Here is an 18138-nt window from a genome sequence, read left to right as displayed (position 1 = left end):
AACAGCTTTAGGCTGATACTAAAGTTGCTATCCACTATAGTGCAATTTTGGGAGTTCCGTTAATGACTTTGGAACTTGCTAGTGGTAAATACCCTGTTTTAGATACAAAGGTTTCTCTTGCAAGAGAAACCTCTGTAGAAGTTTTGCTGCTCTATTAATTTTTGATGAATTTAATTCGTGGTACATCCTGCAATACGATAAAGATACACCGATTAAAAGTATCTCTCTATGCCAGCACTGAAAAATTACATTGCTTTTGGGCTGACAAAAAATGATGGCACCTTTAAGAGTCAAGCACAACGACACCTGATAGTGTTACAGATCACAGCTGTAAATAGTGAAATTAATTAAACTTACTGCTAAATCCTCTAAAAAAACTTATGCAACACTTTTTATTAACTTGGCTCGGTACTGCGGTAGCGTTATTTCTGACTGCTAATATCGTTCCGGGATTCTTTATCAAGAATTTTGTGACTGCCTTAATAGCTGCCCTTGTTATTGGTCTGGTTAATGCATTTGTTAGACCAATTTTACAGATTTTGACGTTTCCGATTACCTTACTCACCTTTGGTTTATTTACATTGGTAATCAACGCTTTAACCCTTTGGTTAGCAAGTGCCTTGACTCCTGGTTCTGGTTTTGAGATTCAGGGCTTTTTACCTGCTTTGTTAGGTTCAATTGTGCTAGCTATTGTTTCTAGCGTAATTAACTATTTTTTGAGAGTTGTTGACTAGAAAGATTAGTTAAGTTTTGTAATATTCATATTTGAGGCTTGGTCAACAGCTAGTGTTACTTTAGCTAATGACCAATGACCAATGACCAATGACTAATGACTAATAATATTTGAGGCTTGGGCAACAGCTAGCGTTACCGCTCCTGTTTGCCCTTCTAGCTGGAAAATCTGTTTAGGAACTAAGAACCTTACTCCCAATGCTTCTGTGCTGTTAAAAGGGGAAGCAGTCAACAATGGAGTTTGAGTAGCTGCAAGAATAGCAGCTGCCTCTGCTACGCTAGGTGTACCTACTTTGTGGTCGGTAATTTTGGCAGGGTTGGGGACACAGACAGAGCGAAGGATTTCGGCAGAAAAAGTTTTTAGGGGCAAATTGCGTAGGTTACAAAGTTCTAGTAAACCAACTTCTGAGGATTTAGTGTCAATGGTAGCAAAACCTGCGATCGCACTTTGAAAAAGTTGATTTTCTCGAAAGACTTGCTCAATTGCTTGATCAATCAACTGCCATGAGGTTCCCCGTTTACAACCGATTCCTACCCATAAAACCTGTTGCACTTGGTGTATTTCCTTATTCAATTCGTCAGGGTTTGGTTTACTCCAACAGCCAACCAAATAAATCTCCCACCGTCAGCCTCAACTCACTTGCAAAATCTGGCACAGGAAGTAAAGCTTCTAATTCATCCAACATGACTGGCTGTTGATTGCGGATGTACACAAATACTGTTTGTTCTTCTGGATCGATCAGCCAACCCATTTGTGTTTCATAATTCAGGCAATGCAAAATATTTTTTGTAACTTTCGTTTGTCTTTGGTCAGGTGATAAAATCTCGATAGTCCAATCGGGAGCAGCTTGGAATACGTTGGCAACTTGGCCATTTTCATCACGAGGAATTCTTTGCCAAGTAAACACAGAAACATCTGGCACTATCGACCTTCCGCCAAAAGTACACCGCAGTTCTGGATACGCTCGTGCAATTCGCTTGGGCTTCAGCGTTAAGTTAATAGTGCTAACCATTTCACCTTGAATTGTACTGTGCTTCCCCTGTGCCATTGGTTTTTGAATAATTTGACCATTGATGTATTCACTAGCGGGTTTCGTTTCTGGTAGCTTCAGAAACTCTGCCAAAGTTATGCTTTTTGATGCTGTCCGTACCATTTGCGATCGCCTCCAAGGACTTCCAATTAAAAAAATAATCAATCGTCGTTGTGTATGCAGGGGAGCAAGGGGCAGGGAGCAGGGGGCAGGAAGCAGGAGGAAATATAAAAATATCATCTGAATAAATTGGGTAATTTATTCTCTGGAAGTCCCCCAACAAAACCTTTCTTCCAACTCCACCAATTACGAATTACGAATTATGAATTAGTCTTACATCCTCTCTAATACCTGAATTCCCAATAAAGACAATCCCAATTTCAGAGTTCTAGCAGTCAAATCACATAAAACCAAGCGTGATGTTCGCTGCGGTTCCTCAGCCTCCAAAACCTGAACTCCCTGATTCCGGTCATAAAACTGATTAAACTTTTTACTTAATTCATACAAATACTCACATAAACGATTAGGCAGCAAATCTTGCTCTACACTACTAATAACTTCATCCAGTTGAAGTAAATATTTTGCTAGAGCTAATTCTGTTTCATGCTCCAACAAAACAGCATTGTTTCCTAACTCTTTAAAGTTAATATCACCCTTGCGGCTAATCCCCTGAATCCGCGCATAAGCATACAGCATATAAGGTGCAGTATTACCTTTGAAATCCAGCATTTTGTCATAGCTGAAAATGTAACTACTAGTGCGATTTTGGCTTAAGTCTGCATATTTAACTGCACTGATCCCAACTACCCTAGCAACTTCATTAATGAATTCTTCAGTTTCTTGGCGTTCTTCTTCTTGTAATCTGGTTTTTAGGTCAGCATGGGCACGAGCGATCGCTTCATCTAATAAATCCCGCAACCGCACAGTATCCCCAGAACGAGTTTTGAACTTTTTACCATCTTCTCCTAACACTAACCCAAAGGGAACATGCACTAATTCCACATCATCGGGAATCCATCCAACTTTGCGTGCCACTTGCAAAAATTGGGCAAAGTGATTTCCTTGTCCAGCATCTGTTACATAAATTATCCGCTTTGCTTGATCCTGCTGAATCCGGTAGCGGAGGGATGCTAAATCTGTTGTGGCATAGTTATAGCCGCCATCTGATTTCTGTACAATTAAGGGCAAAGGTTCACCTTCTCTATTTGTAAACCCTTCCAGAAATACGCATTTTGCCCCTTGGTTTTCTACCAGCAACCCCGATTTTTCTAAATCTTCCACAACGCCAGATAGTAAAGGGTTGTAGAAAGATTCGCCGCGTTCAGTTAAGTTAATATCTAGCAACTCATAAATTATTTGAAACTCTTGCCGTGATTGTTCGCACAGCAGTTTCCAAGCATGAAGTGTATCCTCTGCACCTGCTTGTAATCTTACGACTTCTTGCCGCGCTGTTTCTTGAAAAGCTGCATCTGTATCAAAGCGTTGTTTGGCTTTGCGGTAAAAAGAGACTAAATCACCAATATCTAAAGCATTAGCGGTGGTAAGCGCGTCTGGGTAAACTTCCCGCAGATAGGCGATTAACATGCCAAACTGCGTACCCCAATCACCCACATGATTTAACCGCAAAACATCGTGTCCTTGAAATTCTAAAATTCGGGCGATGGAATCACCAATAATAGTAGAACGCAAGTGTCCAACGTGCATTTCTTTGGCAATATTCGGACTGGAAAAATCGACAATTTCCCGCTTGGGCGTTTTCGCGGCTGGAACTCCCAACCTGGGATCAGCTTGAATCTCATTCAGTTGTGCTTCCAGGTATGCTGTTTTCAGTTTTAGATTGATAAATCCTGGCCCAGCGATTTCTGGCGGTTCGCAGATTTCGGATACATCTAGTTTCTCAACGATCGCACCTGCGATCGCTCTTGGTTGCTTTGCTAACTTTTTACTCAGGGATAAAGCTACATTCGCCTGATAATCACCAAATTTAGGATTGCTAGCAGAAACCAAAATTGGATCTACTCCACCAAAATCAGCGCCAAAAGCCGCAACTATTGCCTGCTCAAGCTGAACTTTTAGTTTTTCTTGTGTAGCGTTCATATATAAATTTTATCTGTGAGAGAGGAAATATAGCTCTGGAAAAGCTTGATTATTCACTTTAGAAATCTGGAGATTCTGAAGGGAGATAAAAAATCAATACGCCGCTTGCAACAGTATTTTTACTAAGCACCTTGCTGTAAAAACAACAAGGTGTTGACGCTGGCGACTTACCTTGAGGTATTTTCGAGCCAATTTCTTTCTAAACTATCACAGGCATCGCTAAAAACTCAACTGCCCCAACGGTTTGATTGAGGTGCGTTAAATACCTAGCTACGTGACACAGGTATAGATTAATCTCAACGGCTAACCCGTAGTCAAAAACTTTAATCCTATAAATAATGTTAATAATTCCAGGAAAACTAATTATTATGAAGAAAGCAATTCTAACTATTGTTTTGGTTATGTTATTTTAAGAGCAGCAAATGGTTTACTATTAAGTGTCATCCTTTTAAAGGAGTAAATTAGTTATCCGCATTCACCGATGATCTAGCTAAGTTTAAAAGCTGTCATTTTTAACTCGCCAACTCTTACCAAGAACTGAATAACTTTGGCTTTTAATTCCCGAAAAGCAAATTTCCCAAATGAGAAAATAGGAAATCTTATTGAGTTTTGACTTCTCAATTAGCGATATCTGTAACAGAAATTTCAACTGTACAGATAAGTAGTAACATGAAAGTACGTGATGTGATCAAGCGAGTGGAAGCTGATGGTTGGTATCTTGATAGAACTAAAGGTAGTCATCGACAGTTTAAGCATCCAGATAAACCAGGTTTAGTTACAGTTCCAGGTAAATTGTCTGACGACTTAGCCCCTGGTACTCTCAGTAGTATTTGGAGGCAAGCACAGTTATAAGGAGAACGGCAATGCATTACGTAGTGGTGATTGAAAAGGCGGATAGTAATTACTCTGCTTATGTCCCTGATTTACCAGGTTGTGTAACTACAGGTGAAACCTTAGAAGAAGTCAAGCAGATGATTGCAGAAGCTATTGAATTTCATCTAGAAGGAATGCTAGAAGATGGTTTACCTATTCCTAAACCTACAAGCATCGCTCATGAGGTTGAAGTTGCAAACTACATCAAAACCTAATTATCGGAAATCACGAAATTAGCCCTAAACAATCCTTCTAGTACAGATTGGCAAAAATTCGCACCGCACTTTTAGCTTACAATTTCACACCGGATACACAGCAGCTATTTGGTGTTAATGGTGGTGCTACAGATTTTAAATAACAAACAGCATTAGTACCTTGTACTCCTGGTCGAACATAGGTATAAGCACTACACCTGCTATCATCAATACAAAACTTTTGGCAGTCTGAAGCAAATGCTGAAGTCGGAAAAGATGTGTAATCGCTACCTGCTCTATCTCTACCAAATTCAGCAGTTACGGCATAACGTGGAATAGTGGTTGAGAATGGGCCCACTTGAGCTGTGGCAGGTTGAGCCAATGGTGTGAAGTTTAAAATCGTACTAAAACCTAAAATTAGCAAAAGTACCAACCCAAAAAATATAATATTTCTTGGGAAAACAAAATTTTTCTTTGCATATTGCCAAGCTGTGACCATTTTGAATTTCATAAATCTCTCCTGGCTGCACAGTATTATTATCAGCTGTGTATAGTACAGTTATTTGCTATAAAATACCAAAATTGTTAATAATTTTACATAATGAATTCACTGTGTGACTTGCAGCTACACAGTGAATTAGTGGCGTTCCTGAATTGATGTATGAAAATGATTTTGCGTGATTTCAAAACTTTTGTAAAAACGTTGCATTGCAACATCTCTACACCAAGATTCATACATTGTAATCAGCAATGCCGAATTAATTAGGCAGAGGAGATGAAAGAATCGAATTGTATTGAACCTTCTGTGCTTGCGCCCAAGCAAGGCACAACTGACGGAAACGATCGCCCCGCACCTCAAAATTCGGGTATTGATCGAAACTTGCACAAGCCGGAGATAGCAACACCACAGGCGCTTCATACTCCTTAGCTAATTCCGCCGCTCTAGGAACTGCCCTTTCCATAGTTTCTACAATGTGGTAAGAATAATACCCCACCTCTTGGAGGCGTTGGGCAAATGTGGGTGCAGCAGAGCCAATCAATAACACAGCAGCAGCTTTGGTTTGAATTTGTGCTAGCCAGCTAGTATCATCACCTGCTTTAGCTTCTCCACCAGCAATTAAAATCGCTGGACTGTTAACGGATGCTAAACCAACTTCGGCAGCATCGTAGTTAGTAGCTTTACTGTCGTTAATGAAATTAATACCTTCCCAAGTGCAGATATGCTCCAAACGATGAGCAACGCCAGGAAATTCTCGAATTGCAAGTGCGATCGCATCACGATTAATTCCCGCTAATCGTGCCGTTGCTACTGCCATCAAGAGATTTTGCTGATTATGTTCTCCCACCATCCGCAAAGTGGATACTTTCACAATCGGTTCTGGTACAGAGGTTGCAGTCAATTTTCCCACAACCCAGTCGTCCTCGATGTAAAAGCCTTTTTCGCTAATCAGGAAATCTTTTCCTTTGGCACTTGTCCAATAAGCATCAGGCCAAGCACTTAAACCTTGCTGCCTCAAGTAGGCATCATCACCATTGAACACTTGCAATTCGGACTGACGCAACAGCTTGGCTTTAATGTTGTAATAATTCTCTAAAGTCTTATGGCGACTAAGATGATCCGGTGTAAAAGTCGTCCAAACACCGATACGTGGCGCAAGAGAACTCGAAGACTCTACTTGATAGCTGCTAATTTCCGCAATCACCCAATCGAGTGAAGAGTGAGGAGTTAAAAGTGAGGAATTAGGAGTTAAGAGTGAGGAATTATCAAATGCTCCCCCTGCCTCCCCTGCTCCCCCTGCTCCCTGCTCCCTGCCCCCTGCCCCTCTCCCCCTCCAAGATAGGGCAACATCACAAGCGGCGTAGCCAATATTACCGCAGGCAGGGGCATTTAAGCCTGCTGCTTGAAAAATGGCAGCAATTAAAGCTGTGGTAGTAGTTTTGCCGTTAGTACCAGTAATTCCTACCCAAGGTAGCCCTTGCAAATTTCGCCAAGCGAGTTCCATTTCCCCAATGGTTTCTATACCTAATTGGCGTGCCTTGATTAATACGGGAATATCCCAAGGTACGCCAGGACTAACGACTATTAATTGGGGTAAATTAGCACCATTCAATTCTAGGGATTGGCCTAGTTTTACGATTATTTGCTCGGCAGCGAGTTCTTGTTGTTGTTGTAGGAGGGTTTCGGAGGTGTTGCTATCACTTAGCTCTACCTCCCAACCTTCCCGTTTCAACAATCTCGCCGCAGCAACACCGGACTTTCCCAATCCAATTACAGTAGCTCTGGACATAGATTGCAGCAGAGTGTCCCTGGTTAAGCACTCCCTATAGTAGCGTCTATTGGCAAAAATTACACAACTTTTTGTTGATCTACGCTACAGATTTTTGACGATCGCCCCAAAGTCAGCTAAAACACGGGCATGATTGCGAACTAATCCAAGTAAGTGCAATCGATTACGTTTAACTTCTGGATCGGAGTCCATAACTAATACGCTATCTGGGCCATCAAAGAAGTTACTAACTGTCGGAGCAATTTTTCCTAGTGCTGCTAGTAACAATTGATAATTTCGTGTCTGCTGTGCTGCTTGAGTTTGCGGCACTGATTCGATTAAGGCATTATACAAAGCTGTCTCAGAGGGCTTTTGGAATAATTCTTGACGGACTACGGTTGTCGGTTCTAGCTGTTTTGTATCCAAATCACCTTGGGCGGCTAATCGTGTGGAACGGTTAACGGTTTCGTATATGTTATCTAAGGTACTGTCGTTGCGGATTTGTTGTAAGTATAAGGCGCGATCGCGTACATCCAATAAATCTTTTAACGCCCGTTCTGTGTATTCTGGGTCATTTTCTCCCAAAACTGCATTTACCAAGTCGTAATCAATCTTTTCTTCTTGTAGTAAAGTGCGGATGCGTTGTAAGAAAAACTCTTGTAACGCTGCGGTTAATGATGCCTGATCTTTGTGATATTTTGCTGCAAAGTCTGTGGATATTTGCGCTAATAAATTATCTAAATTTATCGGCAAATTATAAAACCAAGTAATTTTAACTACAGCGTTAGCCGCACGGCGCAAAGCGAAGGGATCAGACGAGCCAGAGGGAATTAAACCTAAACCAAAGATACTCACCAAGGTATCTAATCTATCTGCCAAACCGACAATTTGACCCGTGAGTGTTTCGGGAAAATTATCACCGGCTCCTGTTGGCAAATAATGCTGATAAATTGCCTTTGCTACTTCGGCATCTTCACCACTGGCTAAGGCATATTTTTCTCCCATAATGCCTTGCAATTCGGGGAATTCATACACCATTTGAGTAACCAAATCTGCTTTACATAATAAAGCAGCACGTTGGATCTTTTGGCTTTGATTTTCCGCTAATTCTAATTGGGTGCTTATTCGCTCGGCAACTTTGACTACTCTATCTACCTTGGTACGCACCGAACCCAATTCTTCTTGGAAAGTGACTTTTTCTAATTGCGGTAAAAAGCTATCTATCGGCTTAGTTAAATCAGCTTCGTAGAAAAATCTGCCATCAGCTAATCTGGCACGAATTACTTTTTCATTTCCGACAGCAACAATATCTGATTTCTTGGGATCAGCGTTAGAAATTGTGATGAAATTGGGCAATAATTCTTGCTCAGAACTATCTGGTTTGAATACAGGGAAATAACGCTGATGAGTAACCATGACTTCAGTAATTACCTCAGTTGGTAATTCCAAAAATTCTGGTTCAAATTTACCAACAACTGCGGAAGGATGTTCTACAAGGTTAGTTACTTCCTCTAACAAATCGGGGTAAAATACTGTATACCCGCCTAAATTTTCTGCTACTGCTTTTACTTGCTCTTTGATAATATTTACCCGTTCTTCTGGGTCAACGGTCACATAAGCAGACTTGAGAGCGGTAACATAATCAGTAGCTTGGGCAATTGTCACAGGTTCAGGATGTAAAACCCGATGACCTTGAGAAATGCGATCGCTCTGAATCGTTGTAGAACCATTCACTAATTCTAAAGGCAGTACCGTATCATCTAACAAAGCTACCAGCCAACGAATTGGTCGGGAAAACCTCGCATCTCCATTTCCCCAACGCATTAACCGCTTACCTTCTAAACCCCAAATCCACTGGGGAATAAGTTCTGTCAAAATTTCCGCCACAGGACGACCGGGAATTCTTTTTTGCACAAAGACAAATTCCCCTTTGTCAGTGGGGCGAAGCAACAGCGCATCTAATTCCACGCCTTGTTTTTTGGCAAAGCCTACTGCTGCTGCTGTCGGCTGACCATCTTTAAAGGCGGCTTGGGCGGGGGGCCCTTTAATTTCTTCTTCTCGGTCTGGTTGCTGGGATGGTAGACCTTTAATTACTACCGCCAAGCGCCGGGGAGTACCGTACACTTGGACACTTTCACCCTTGAGGCTGTTTGCTTCCAGGCTTTGGGGAATGCGTTCCTGCCATTGCACTAAAGCATCACTGAGAAAACTTGCAGGTAGTTCTTCTGTACCAACTTCTAATAGAAACGCAGGCATATAACACTGTTTTCAACTTTGCGTAGCTCAACTTTATCAGTTATTCTCAAGCGATCGCTTGTGATTTTTAGGTAATTAGTACTGCAACGCGGAAGTCAAAAGTCAATCTTGAGCCAGTGCGCCCCTGCGATGCCGACTTGTAACCCTACGGGGAAGCAAGCTACGCCCTTAGCGTTAAGGCAGGGTAGCAACTAGCTCTCAAAAGTTACGCATAATTGTATTCCGAGCTTCTTATGCCATTTCAATTAGCTAGACAACAAGCTGCTGAAGCTACTTGTTAAAATTAGGCAAACTCCCGCCACATTTTACTAGAGTTTGGATGTTTTGCGTAAGTTTTTAACTTAGATAAACTTGGCATTTTATGCAAAACTTCACAAAAAAAGTGTTTCACTTTATTGATTCATTACATTTACTACCGCAGTTTTATGCGGTATTTACGGCTACATATTTCTATCGTAAGCTTAGTTTTGTCTGATGCATTGATATTTGCATTATTTCAATCAACTTTGGAGCTATGACCATGAAAGATATTTTTAGCAAAATTCTCGCTCTATCCAGGTATCCAAAGTTCATGAACCTGCTTCTATGCTGGGTTTGCTAGCATTTGCTGCTTTGGGTGTAGGTTCATCTTTGAAGAAAAAGCAACCCTCTTGCTAGAAATTAGGGCTTTCTAGTCAGAGCTTGCCAAATTTACTGAATCTCTATCCTAGCTCTACTAGTTCAGTGAATTGATAGGGCTATCATTAAAACTCATTAATTCTCATCAACACTATGTGCCAGTTTAAAGGGCGGAATGCGGGTTATATGCACGATCTTGAATATGATGGTAAAATCCCCCAAGTTCTAAACTTAGGCATTAGTTCAGAAACAACCAGGACAAATATTGTCATAAATAAGCAAAAACTAAAACCTATGTCTATAAAAGGATGTTTTCAAAGGGTCTTTTACTCTAATTGTAAACACAGCAAAATATACAGCGCATAGCTGAAACTTTGCTTTTTCGTTGTAATTCATTTAAGTCAGAACCAGAAAATTATACCTTCTGGAATTTTTACAACAACCTTTAAGAACCTAAGCTGTTTACACAAAGTGATATTTGAATTTTTAAGTGCTTTATGCAGTACACAAATTCTCTTTTAAAAACCACTAAAAAATTTATTAACAATGTTTAATGCACTGTTAATGAAGCAAATTTATAAATTCAAATAACGAATAAAATTAGCAGCCCATACTGACTATGAAGGAATAAATCCGATTATCTCAGGCTGTCTTCACAAAAATCACAAATAGCTCATGCACATTCTGATTTATTCCTACAACTATCATCCAGAGCCGATTGGTATTGCTCCGTTAATGACTGAATTAGCAGAAGGATTAGTAAAGCGAAGTCACCAAGTGCGGGTGGTTACGGGAATGCCCAACTATCCTCAGCGCGAAATTTACGATGAGTATCGGGGTAAGTGGTACGTTACTGAACAAATAAATGGCGTCATCATTCAACGAAGTTACATACGAATTAAGTCTAAACCTAATCTCCTAGATCGGCTGTTGCTGGAGTTGAGCTTTGTTTTCACGAGCTTACCCCAAGCTTTTAAAGGCGGACGCCCTGATGTAATTCTTTTAACAGTCCCGCCTCTTTTCGGTACTTTACCAGTAACAATATTTGGTTGGTTATATAACTGCCCAGTAGTTCTGAATGTGCAAGATATCCTACCAGATGCTGCGGTACGTATCGGGCTATTGAAGAACAAGTGGATGATCCGAACTCTTGCAGCCCTAGAAAAATTTGCATATCGGTCGGCACACACTATTAGTGTCATTGCCGATGGGTTTCGTGAGAATTTGGTAAATAAGGGAGTACCTGTTAATAAAATCGTTTGTATTCCCAATTGGGTGAATGTAAATTTCATCTGCCCATTACCAAAACAGAACAACTCGTGGATATCTAGCCATCAACTTGATGGAAAATTTGTAGTACTTTATTCGGGCAATATTGCTCTAACGCAAGGCTTAGAAACAGTAATAGAAGCAGCAGTTTGCTTGCGTCATATCAAGGAGATTGTCTTTGTTATCGTTGGCGAATCAATAGCATTGCAAAGGTTGCAGAAATATTGTCTTTTAAATGGAGCAGAGAATGTTTTGCTGCTACCGTTGCAGCCGCGAGAAAAACTACCCGAAATGCTAGCAGCATCTGATGTAGGGTTGATTGTGCAAAAACGCAATGTCATTTCGTTCAATATGCCTTCAAAAATACCACTATTGTTGGCGAGTGGTCGCCCAATTGTGGGTTCAGTTCCTGCCACTGGTACTGCTGCAAAAGCAATCCAACTCAGTGGTGGTGGAATAATTGTTGAGCCAGAATCACCCAATGCAATGGCTGCTGCGGTGCATGATTTATATGCTAATCCGACTCTAGGGGCGAGGCTAGGTAAGGCAGGAAGACAGTTTGCCGAAGAAAACTATTCCTTTGACCAAGCACTTAATCGGTATGAAGGGCTGCTTTCTCATATTGTTGCTAACCGAAAGTCACCTCTAGGTATCTTGCCAAAATTAAATTCCAAGAAATCAGTTGTAGATGGTTGATATGGCTGGATAGTGGAGATTTTTTCCCAAAATGAGATGCTTCTTAATTAGCAAACATTAAGCGGTTGAGAAGACAAAACCGTAATTAGGAAAAATTAAATCACCCATTCGGGTGAGTTGAAAATCAACCGATCGGGTGACCTAAGTGTAGGAAGTTGAGACTGCTCAAAAATAGGAATCTAGAGAACAATGGTTAAATTGCACGTCGTTCTTGATGAGGATAACTCGATGAAACTTGCAACGTTACTTAAATAAAGCTGAGTTAATAGCGTTGGCGTACTACTAGGCCGAAGCAAGCTACGTGCAGCGTGTCGCAGACAAGCCTCTCCAAGAGTTGGCATTGCTCCATACTTTTCTCTTCCCTAAGATCAGTATTCACTACTACTTAAGAGCGATAAACTCATCTGTAACTTATATTCATCTCATCTTTTATGTGGTTATAATGCAAGCAAGCACTTGCAAACGCTTATGAAAAACTTAGCATCAAGGACGGCACAAACTCATGCACGCTTGATCAAGGCAGCAACTCAGGTGTTTGCAACAGCAGCTTTAACAGGAGCGATAACGCGAGAAATTGCTCGTGTTGCTGCGGTCAATGAGGTAACTTTATTTCGTCATTTCCAGAACAAAGAGCAACTATTAGCTATAGATTTAAAAGCATCTGTGGATAGTTTCACAGGTATGTTGCTTCACGGTATCTTACGTTTTAGCCATATCTCCACCGCACTAGAATACAGTCGTGAATGCTACGTGGAAACTTGTGTGAATTTATTTGTGCGCGGTATTAGCACTTTGCCGTTGCAGGAGGTAGGAGGTTCAGTTGATTCTTCTACAACAAAATAAACTCTGTTTTCTCTTTCAGCTAAGACACTAAGTTGATACTACCTAAAAAAGTTTTATAAATTACACTTTGAAAATGATTTGAGCTAAGTAATGTACAAAATAAACATAATGTGCTAGACAACATTTATTTCAGGTGCTAGACAACGTGAGCGATCGCCCAAAGACCCAAATATATATTTGTTACCAACATCAATAAAAAAGAGCTAAAAACTATTTAAATAATCCTTTTTTAGCAAACATTAGATTGCCCAAGTCTAAATCCACAAGACGAGAAACCGAATATGCCTCATTCTGAGTTCCCTGATTCTACCCTACCTATTGAAACAGAACAGGCTTCTGTTAATGATTCTAATCAAGAGTCGCAACCATTGCCAGAGCGATCGCCAAAGCCACCTCAAAAGCGGCGTTGGCCTCTGCTGTTGGGAATCGTCCTATTAATTGCAGGTGTTGGTATTGGTTGGCGCTGGTGGCAAACTACTAATGCTAGCAATGCACCACCGGGCGGGCCTGCTGCTGGTCAACCTATGGCAATTCCCGTTAAGCTAGCAACTGTGCAAACTGAAACTGTGCAGGAAAGCTCAGAGTTTATTGGCTCCTTAGAGGCTCCACGTTCGGCAATCATCAAGCCACAGGTTGAAGGACGAATAACCCAGATTTTCATCCAAGAGGGCAACCGTGTTCAACAAGGGCAAGCTATTATTAGCCTGGAAAGTGATAATGTCCAAGCTCAATTATCACAAGCCAAAGCCGGACTAGAACAAGCCCAAGCACGTCTTGCTGAACTCCAAGCAGGTACGCGACAAGAAGAAGTTGCCCAAGCCAGAGCGCAGTTAGCCCAAGCCCAAGCTCGGTTTAGAGATGCCCAATCAGGATCGCAACCAGAAGAAATTGCTCAGGCTGAGGCTCAAATTCAGTCAGCTAAATCTGATGTTGAACTAGCACAGTCACGAGCCAAGCGATATTCACAATTGAGAAAAGAGGGTGCAGTTTCCCAAGATGTCCTAGAAGGATATGTCAAAGAACAACAAAGTGCTGAAGCTGCCCTTGTCGTAGCCCAGAAACGCCTAGATCAAGTCCGCAAAAGTAGAAATTCAAGTATTAATGAGCTAGGTGGTGCCCTGGAACAACAAAAACAAAACTTGAGGCAACTACAAAATGGTTCTCGCCCAGAAGAAATTGCCCAAGCGCGATCGCAAGTAAGTCTAGCAGCTGCCCAAGTCCAAGCTGCCCAAGTCCAAGTACAATACACAAAAGTCCTTGCACCTTTCACTGGCATTGTTGGTGATATTCCAACAAAGGTGGGAGATTATGTAGAAAAAGCAGACCAGCTGACTACACTGACTAGAAACGACTCATTAGAACTGAATATTTCCGTTCCCCTAGAAGAAGCCAAAAAGCTGCGCTTGGGATTACCAGTGCAAATGCTCAACGCCCAAGGCAAACCCACAGCAAGGGGTAAGGTGAATTTCATCTCTCCAAATGCCAGTTCAGATTCGCAAACAGTTTTGGTAAAAGCCAACTTTGGTAATTCTAGAAGTCAACTAATCAATCGCCAGTCAGTCCAAACCAAAGTGATTTGGAACCAACGTCCAGGAATTTTAATTCCAGTTACAGCAGTATCTCGCCTAGGTGGAGAGACTTTTGTGTTTGTAGCTGAAGCGCCAACAGAAAAGAAAGCTGAAGCGCCAGCAGAAAAACAAGCTGGAGCACCTAAACTCGTAGCTCAACAAAAACCTGTGAAATTGGGAGTTATTGAGGGGAATAATTATCAAGTTATCGAAGGACTAAAAACTGGGGACAAAATTGTTGTTTCCGGTATTCTTAACCTAACTAATGGCGCTCCCATTACCCCTGCACCGGAAGAAGTGGGTAGTCGAAAGCTTTAGTTGAAGATGAGAGATGAGGGAGTAGAGGGGCAGAGGAGAGAATAAAAAATTAGCTCTTTCGCCTCTGCTCCCTGCACTCCCCCTCTGCCTCTTTTCAATGCCAAATACCCAATGCCCAATTTTTAAGCTATGTTTGTTGACTTTTTTATTAAGCGGCCAATCTTTGCATCGGTCTGTGCGATCGTCATCCTTTTAATAGGATTAATTAGTATTCCCTCACTACCGATCGCAAGATTCCCAGAAATTAGTCCTACCCAAATCACTGTAACTTCCAACTATAGCGGAGCTAGTGCAGAAGTCGTAGAAAACGGAGTGACAAATATCTTAGAAAGGCAAATCAACGGAGTTGAGGGACTAAGATATCTCACTTCCAGCAGCAGTAACGATGGTACTAGTACCATTACAGCCACCTTTGATTCATCACGGGATAAAGATATTGCGGCTGTGGATGTGCAAAATCGGGTTTCTGTTGCCCAACCACAACTACCAGATTCTGTGCAGCGCACGGGAGTGCGGGTATCGAAAGAATCTAGTAACATTCTCTTGGCGATTGGTTTATACGCTGAAAATAAAGAGTACGACAATATATTCTTAAGCAACTATGCCGACCTTTACTTAGCAGATGCTTTAAAAAGAGTCAAAGGCGTAAGCAACGTCCAAATTTTTGGCGAACGCCGCTATGCAATGCGCCTGTGGTTAGATCCGAGTCGCCTTGCCAATCGGGGGCTAACAACTCAGGATGTAGCAAATGCTTTATCTGAACAAAACTTGCAAGTTGGTGCAGGGAGAATAGGACAAGAACCGGCTCCTGAAGGACAAAGGTATCAACTTGATGTGCGTGCTGCTAGCCGATTAGCAGAACCATCAGAATTTGAAGAAATTGTCCTCAAAACTGGAGATGATGGCACATTAGTCAAGCTCAAAGATGTCGGTAGAGCAGAACTGGGCGCAGAAAACTACAGTTCATTTCTACGATTTCGTGGTAACTATGCTGTCGGTCTAGGGATTTATCAGGTTCCTGGTAGTAATGCCTTGGATGTAGCCAAGGGAGTCAAAGCCGAAATTGCGCGATTGGCTCCAAGTTTTCCCCCAGGTATGAAATATCAGGTAGCTTTTGACACAACCATGTTTGTGGAAGAGTCGATGGCAGAAGTGCTTAAGAGCCTGATTGAATCGGTAGTGCTGGTTGTAATTGTAATTTTTGTGTTTTTGCAGGACTGGCGAAGTACCCTAATTCCCGCAATTAGTATTCCGCTTTCCTTCATTGGGATATTTGCCTTCGTCAAAGTTTTTAACTTTTCGATTAATAGTTTGACTTTGTTTGGTCTGACTTTAGCATCAGGGATGGTGGTAGATGATGCGATCATTGTAGTAGAGCAAATCAGCCGTTTTATTCAGGATAAAGGTATAAATCCTCGTCAAGCCGCCAGTGAATCAATGGCGGAACTATTTGGAGCAGTTATTGCAACTTCACTGGTATTGATGGCGGTGTTTGTACCAGTGGCGTTCTTTCCGGGAACCACAGGCGCACTTTATCGGCAATTTGCGCTGACTATCGCCTTTTCCATTGGGATTTCGACTTTTTTGGCTTTGACTCTGATACCTTCTTTGTGTGGGGTGTTGCTGCGTCAAGGACAAAGACCTTCCGGCTGGCTGGGTTGGATTTTTGGCCAGATAAATCGCTTTCTCGACTGGGTACAGCATAGTTATAAGCGATCGCTTACCTTTCTCGCACGCATCAAAGGTATTGTAATTGGGTTGTTTATTGTTTCCTTGGGAATGACTGCTTGGCTGTACATGACAGTACCGACAGCTTTTCTACCCGATGAAGACGAAGGTTACTTCATCACAATTATCCAAGGACCGCAAGGGGTTTCGTTGCAATATACCAGCGATGTGATTGCACAGGTAGAAAAAGAAATTCTGCAAATTCCTGAAGTACTAGGAACTTTTGCGATCGGAGGATTTGGTTTTAGTGGTAGTACCGCCAATAGCGGCATCATATTTACCACTTTAAAATCATGGGATGAGCGTTCAAAACCTGATCAATCAGTACAGGCGATTATTGGCAGCTTGCAAGGCAAGTTGATGGCAATCCCAGAAGCCAGAGTTTTCCCTGTGAACCCGCCCCCAATTCAGGGTTTAGGCAACTTTGGCGGCTTCGTCTTTCAACTGCAAGACCTTAGAGGTAACAGTGGTTTAGAAAATTTGGTGCAATCAATGGGTAAGTTGCTAGGTAAAGCTAATCAAACACCAGGATTACAAGCTGTATTTAGTACCTTTGCCGCAGATACACCACAATTGCTTGTGGAAGTAGACCGCAATAAAGCCAAATCATTGCAAGTTTCTATAGATGATGTCTTCAGTACTTTACAAACTGCTTTAGGATCGCAATATGTAAATGATTTCAATCTCCAGCAGCGCAATTACCGGGTGTATATCCAGGCAGATCAACAGTTTCGTTCCAACCCAAAAGATATTGGTAAACTATACGTTCGTTCTCAAAACAATCAAATGATTCCTTTGAGTAACTTAGTCACAGTTACTCCGACTGTGGGAGCGCAAACTATCAATCACTACAATCTGTTCCGCTCAATTGAAATTAATGGTGCCGCCGCCCCTGGCTCTAGTTCGGGAGACGCAATTAAAGCAATGGAACAAGTTGCAAAAGAAGTTTTACCTGCTGGTTACGGTTACGAATGGTCAGGGACTGCATTAGAAGAAATAGATTCTGGTGGTTTAGCACCCCTAATTTTTGGATTAGGATTGGTATTTGTATTTTTGGTACTAGCTGCTCAATACGAAAACTACATTGACCCCTTTATCATTCTGTTATCAGTTCCCTTAGCTATTTTTGGAGCGCTTGTAGCTCAATCGTTACGGGGTTTTTCTAATGATGTTTACTGTCAAATTGGTCTAGTAATGTTGATTGGTTTGGCTAGTAAGAACGCTATTTTGATTGTTGAGTTTGCTAACCAATTGCGAGATCAAGGTCTTTCGATGACTAAAGCAGTAATTGAAGCTTCACAAGAACGGTTACGTCCAATTTTGATGACTGCCTTTGCTACTCTTTTAGGAATTTTCCCCTTGGCTAATTCCACAGGTGCAGGAGCAGCGAGTCGCCAATCTTTGGGAACAGCAGTTTTTGGTGGGATGTTAATTGCGACTTTCTTGAGTTTGTTTGTAGTGCCAATTTTGTATATCGTGATTAAGACGGCGACAGAGCGCTTTATCAAACCAAATCGGCATCAACAACTGCAAACAGAAGCAGTGCCCTTGGATGGTAAAACTGTTGCATATTCAACAAAAGCTGAGGATTGAGTCTCTGTTTTTTGTAGTTCATTTCACCCAATTGTAGCGGCAGTTATCACCCTCT

Annotated in this window: 13 protein-coding genes; 7 read left to right on the top strand and 6 right to left on the bottom strand. The window is 41.6% G+C overall.

From position 1 onward, the window contains the following. Nucleotides 1-380: 380 nt before the first annotated feature. A complete protein-coding gene (locus tag LC608_RS16385) occupies nucleotides 381-734 on the top strand; it encodes a phage holin family protein (protein WP_229554549.1) in 354 nt (117 codons plus the stop codon). Nucleotides 735-826: 92 nt separating this feature from the next. Here LC608_RS16385 and LC608_RS16380 read toward each other — a convergent pair whose 3' ends face one another. The 3 genes from LC608_RS16380 to argS form a co-directional block, all read right to left on the bottom strand. After that, nucleotides 827-1285, bottom strand: a complete 459-nt coding sequence (locus tag LC608_RS16380) for a cobalamin biosynthesis protein (RefSeq protein ID WP_229554548.1) — start codon at nucleotides 1283-1285, stop codon at nucleotides 827-829. A gap of 37 nt (nucleotides 1286-1322) precedes the next feature. Then, a complete protein-coding gene (locus LC608_RS16375) occupies nucleotides 1323-1886 on the bottom strand; it encodes a Uma2 family endonuclease (protein ID WP_229554547.1) in 564 nt (187 codons plus the stop codon). 210 nt (nucleotides 1887-2096) lie between these two features. After that, nucleotides 2097-3860, bottom strand: a complete 1764-nt coding sequence (gene argS, locus LC608_RS16370; protein WP_229554546.1) for an arginine--tRNA ligase — start codon at nucleotides 3858-3860, stop codon at nucleotides 2097-2099. Nucleotides 3861-4529: 669 nt separating this feature from the next. Between argS and LC608_RS16365 the strand changes: the two genes are divergently transcribed. Next, entirely contained in the window at nucleotides 4530-4712 is a 183-nt protein-coding gene (locus LC608_RS16365; protein ID WP_193950722.1) for a type II toxin-antitoxin system HicA family toxin, read from the top strand. A gap of 11 nt (nucleotides 4713-4723) precedes the next feature. Further along, complete coding sequence (locus LC608_RS16360; protein ID WP_229554545.1) at nucleotides 4724-4948, top strand: type II toxin-antitoxin system HicB family antitoxin; 225 nt, start codon at nucleotides 4724-4726, stop codon at nucleotides 4946-4948. 76 nt (nucleotides 4949-5024) lie between these two features. Here LC608_RS16360 and LC608_RS16355 read toward each other — a convergent pair whose 3' ends face one another. From LC608_RS16355 to glyS, 3 genes are all read right to left on the bottom strand, one after another. Further along, complete coding sequence (locus tag LC608_RS16355) at nucleotides 5025-5438, bottom strand: PAN domain-containing protein (protein ID WP_229554544.1); 414 nt, start codon at nucleotides 5436-5438, stop codon at nucleotides 5025-5027. Between the two features lie 247 nt (nucleotides 5439-5685). After that, the gene (gene murD / locus LC608_RS16350) at nucleotides 5686-7215 is read right to left on the bottom strand and encodes a UDP-N-acetylmuramoyl-L-alanine--D-glutamate ligase (protein WP_229554543.1); all 1530 of its coding nucleotides are present in this window, start codon (nucleotides 7213-7215) and stop codon (nucleotides 5686-5688) included. Between the two features lie 84 nt (nucleotides 7216-7299). Continuing rightward, on the bottom strand, nucleotides 7300-9450 hold the full coding sequence (gene glyS / locus LC608_RS16345) for a glycine--tRNA ligase subunit beta (protein WP_229554542.1): 2151 nt from the start codon (nucleotides 9448-9450) through the stop codon (nucleotides 7300-7302). Nucleotides 9451-10743: 1293 nt separating this feature from the next. Here glyS and LC608_RS16340 point away from each other — a divergent pair. From LC608_RS16340 to LC608_RS16325, 4 genes are all read left to right on the top strand, one after another. After that, entirely contained in the window at nucleotides 10744-12033 is a 1290-nt protein-coding gene (locus LC608_RS16340; RefSeq protein ID WP_229554541.1) for a glycosyltransferase family 4 protein, read from the top strand. Between the two features lie 468 nt (nucleotides 12034-12501). Beyond that, nucleotides 12502-12876, top strand: a complete 375-nt coding sequence (locus LC608_RS16335) for a TetR/AcrR family transcriptional regulator (protein WP_229554540.1) — start codon at nucleotides 12502-12504, stop codon at nucleotides 12874-12876. Nucleotides 12877-13157: 281 nt separating this feature from the next. Further along, nucleotides 13158-14762: an efflux RND transporter periplasmic adaptor subunit gene (locus LC608_RS16330; protein ID WP_229554539.1), complete on the top strand. Its 1605-nt coding sequence runs from the start codon at nucleotides 13158-13160 to the stop codon at nucleotides 14760-14762. A gap of 129 nt (nucleotides 14763-14891) precedes the next feature. Further along, the gene (locus tag LC608_RS16325) at nucleotides 14892-18083 is read left to right on the top strand and encodes an efflux RND transporter permease subunit (RefSeq protein WP_229554538.1); all 3192 of its coding nucleotides are present in this window, start codon (nucleotides 14892-14894) and stop codon (nucleotides 18081-18083) included. Nucleotides 18084-18138 lie beyond the last annotated feature (55 nt).

This window comes from Nostoc sp. XA010, assembly GCF_020829625.1.
GTDB lineage: Bacteria > Cyanobacteriota > Cyanobacteriia > Cyanobacteriales > Nostocaceae > Nostoc.
This window is presented reverse-complemented; position numbering and strand designations above follow the sequence as displayed.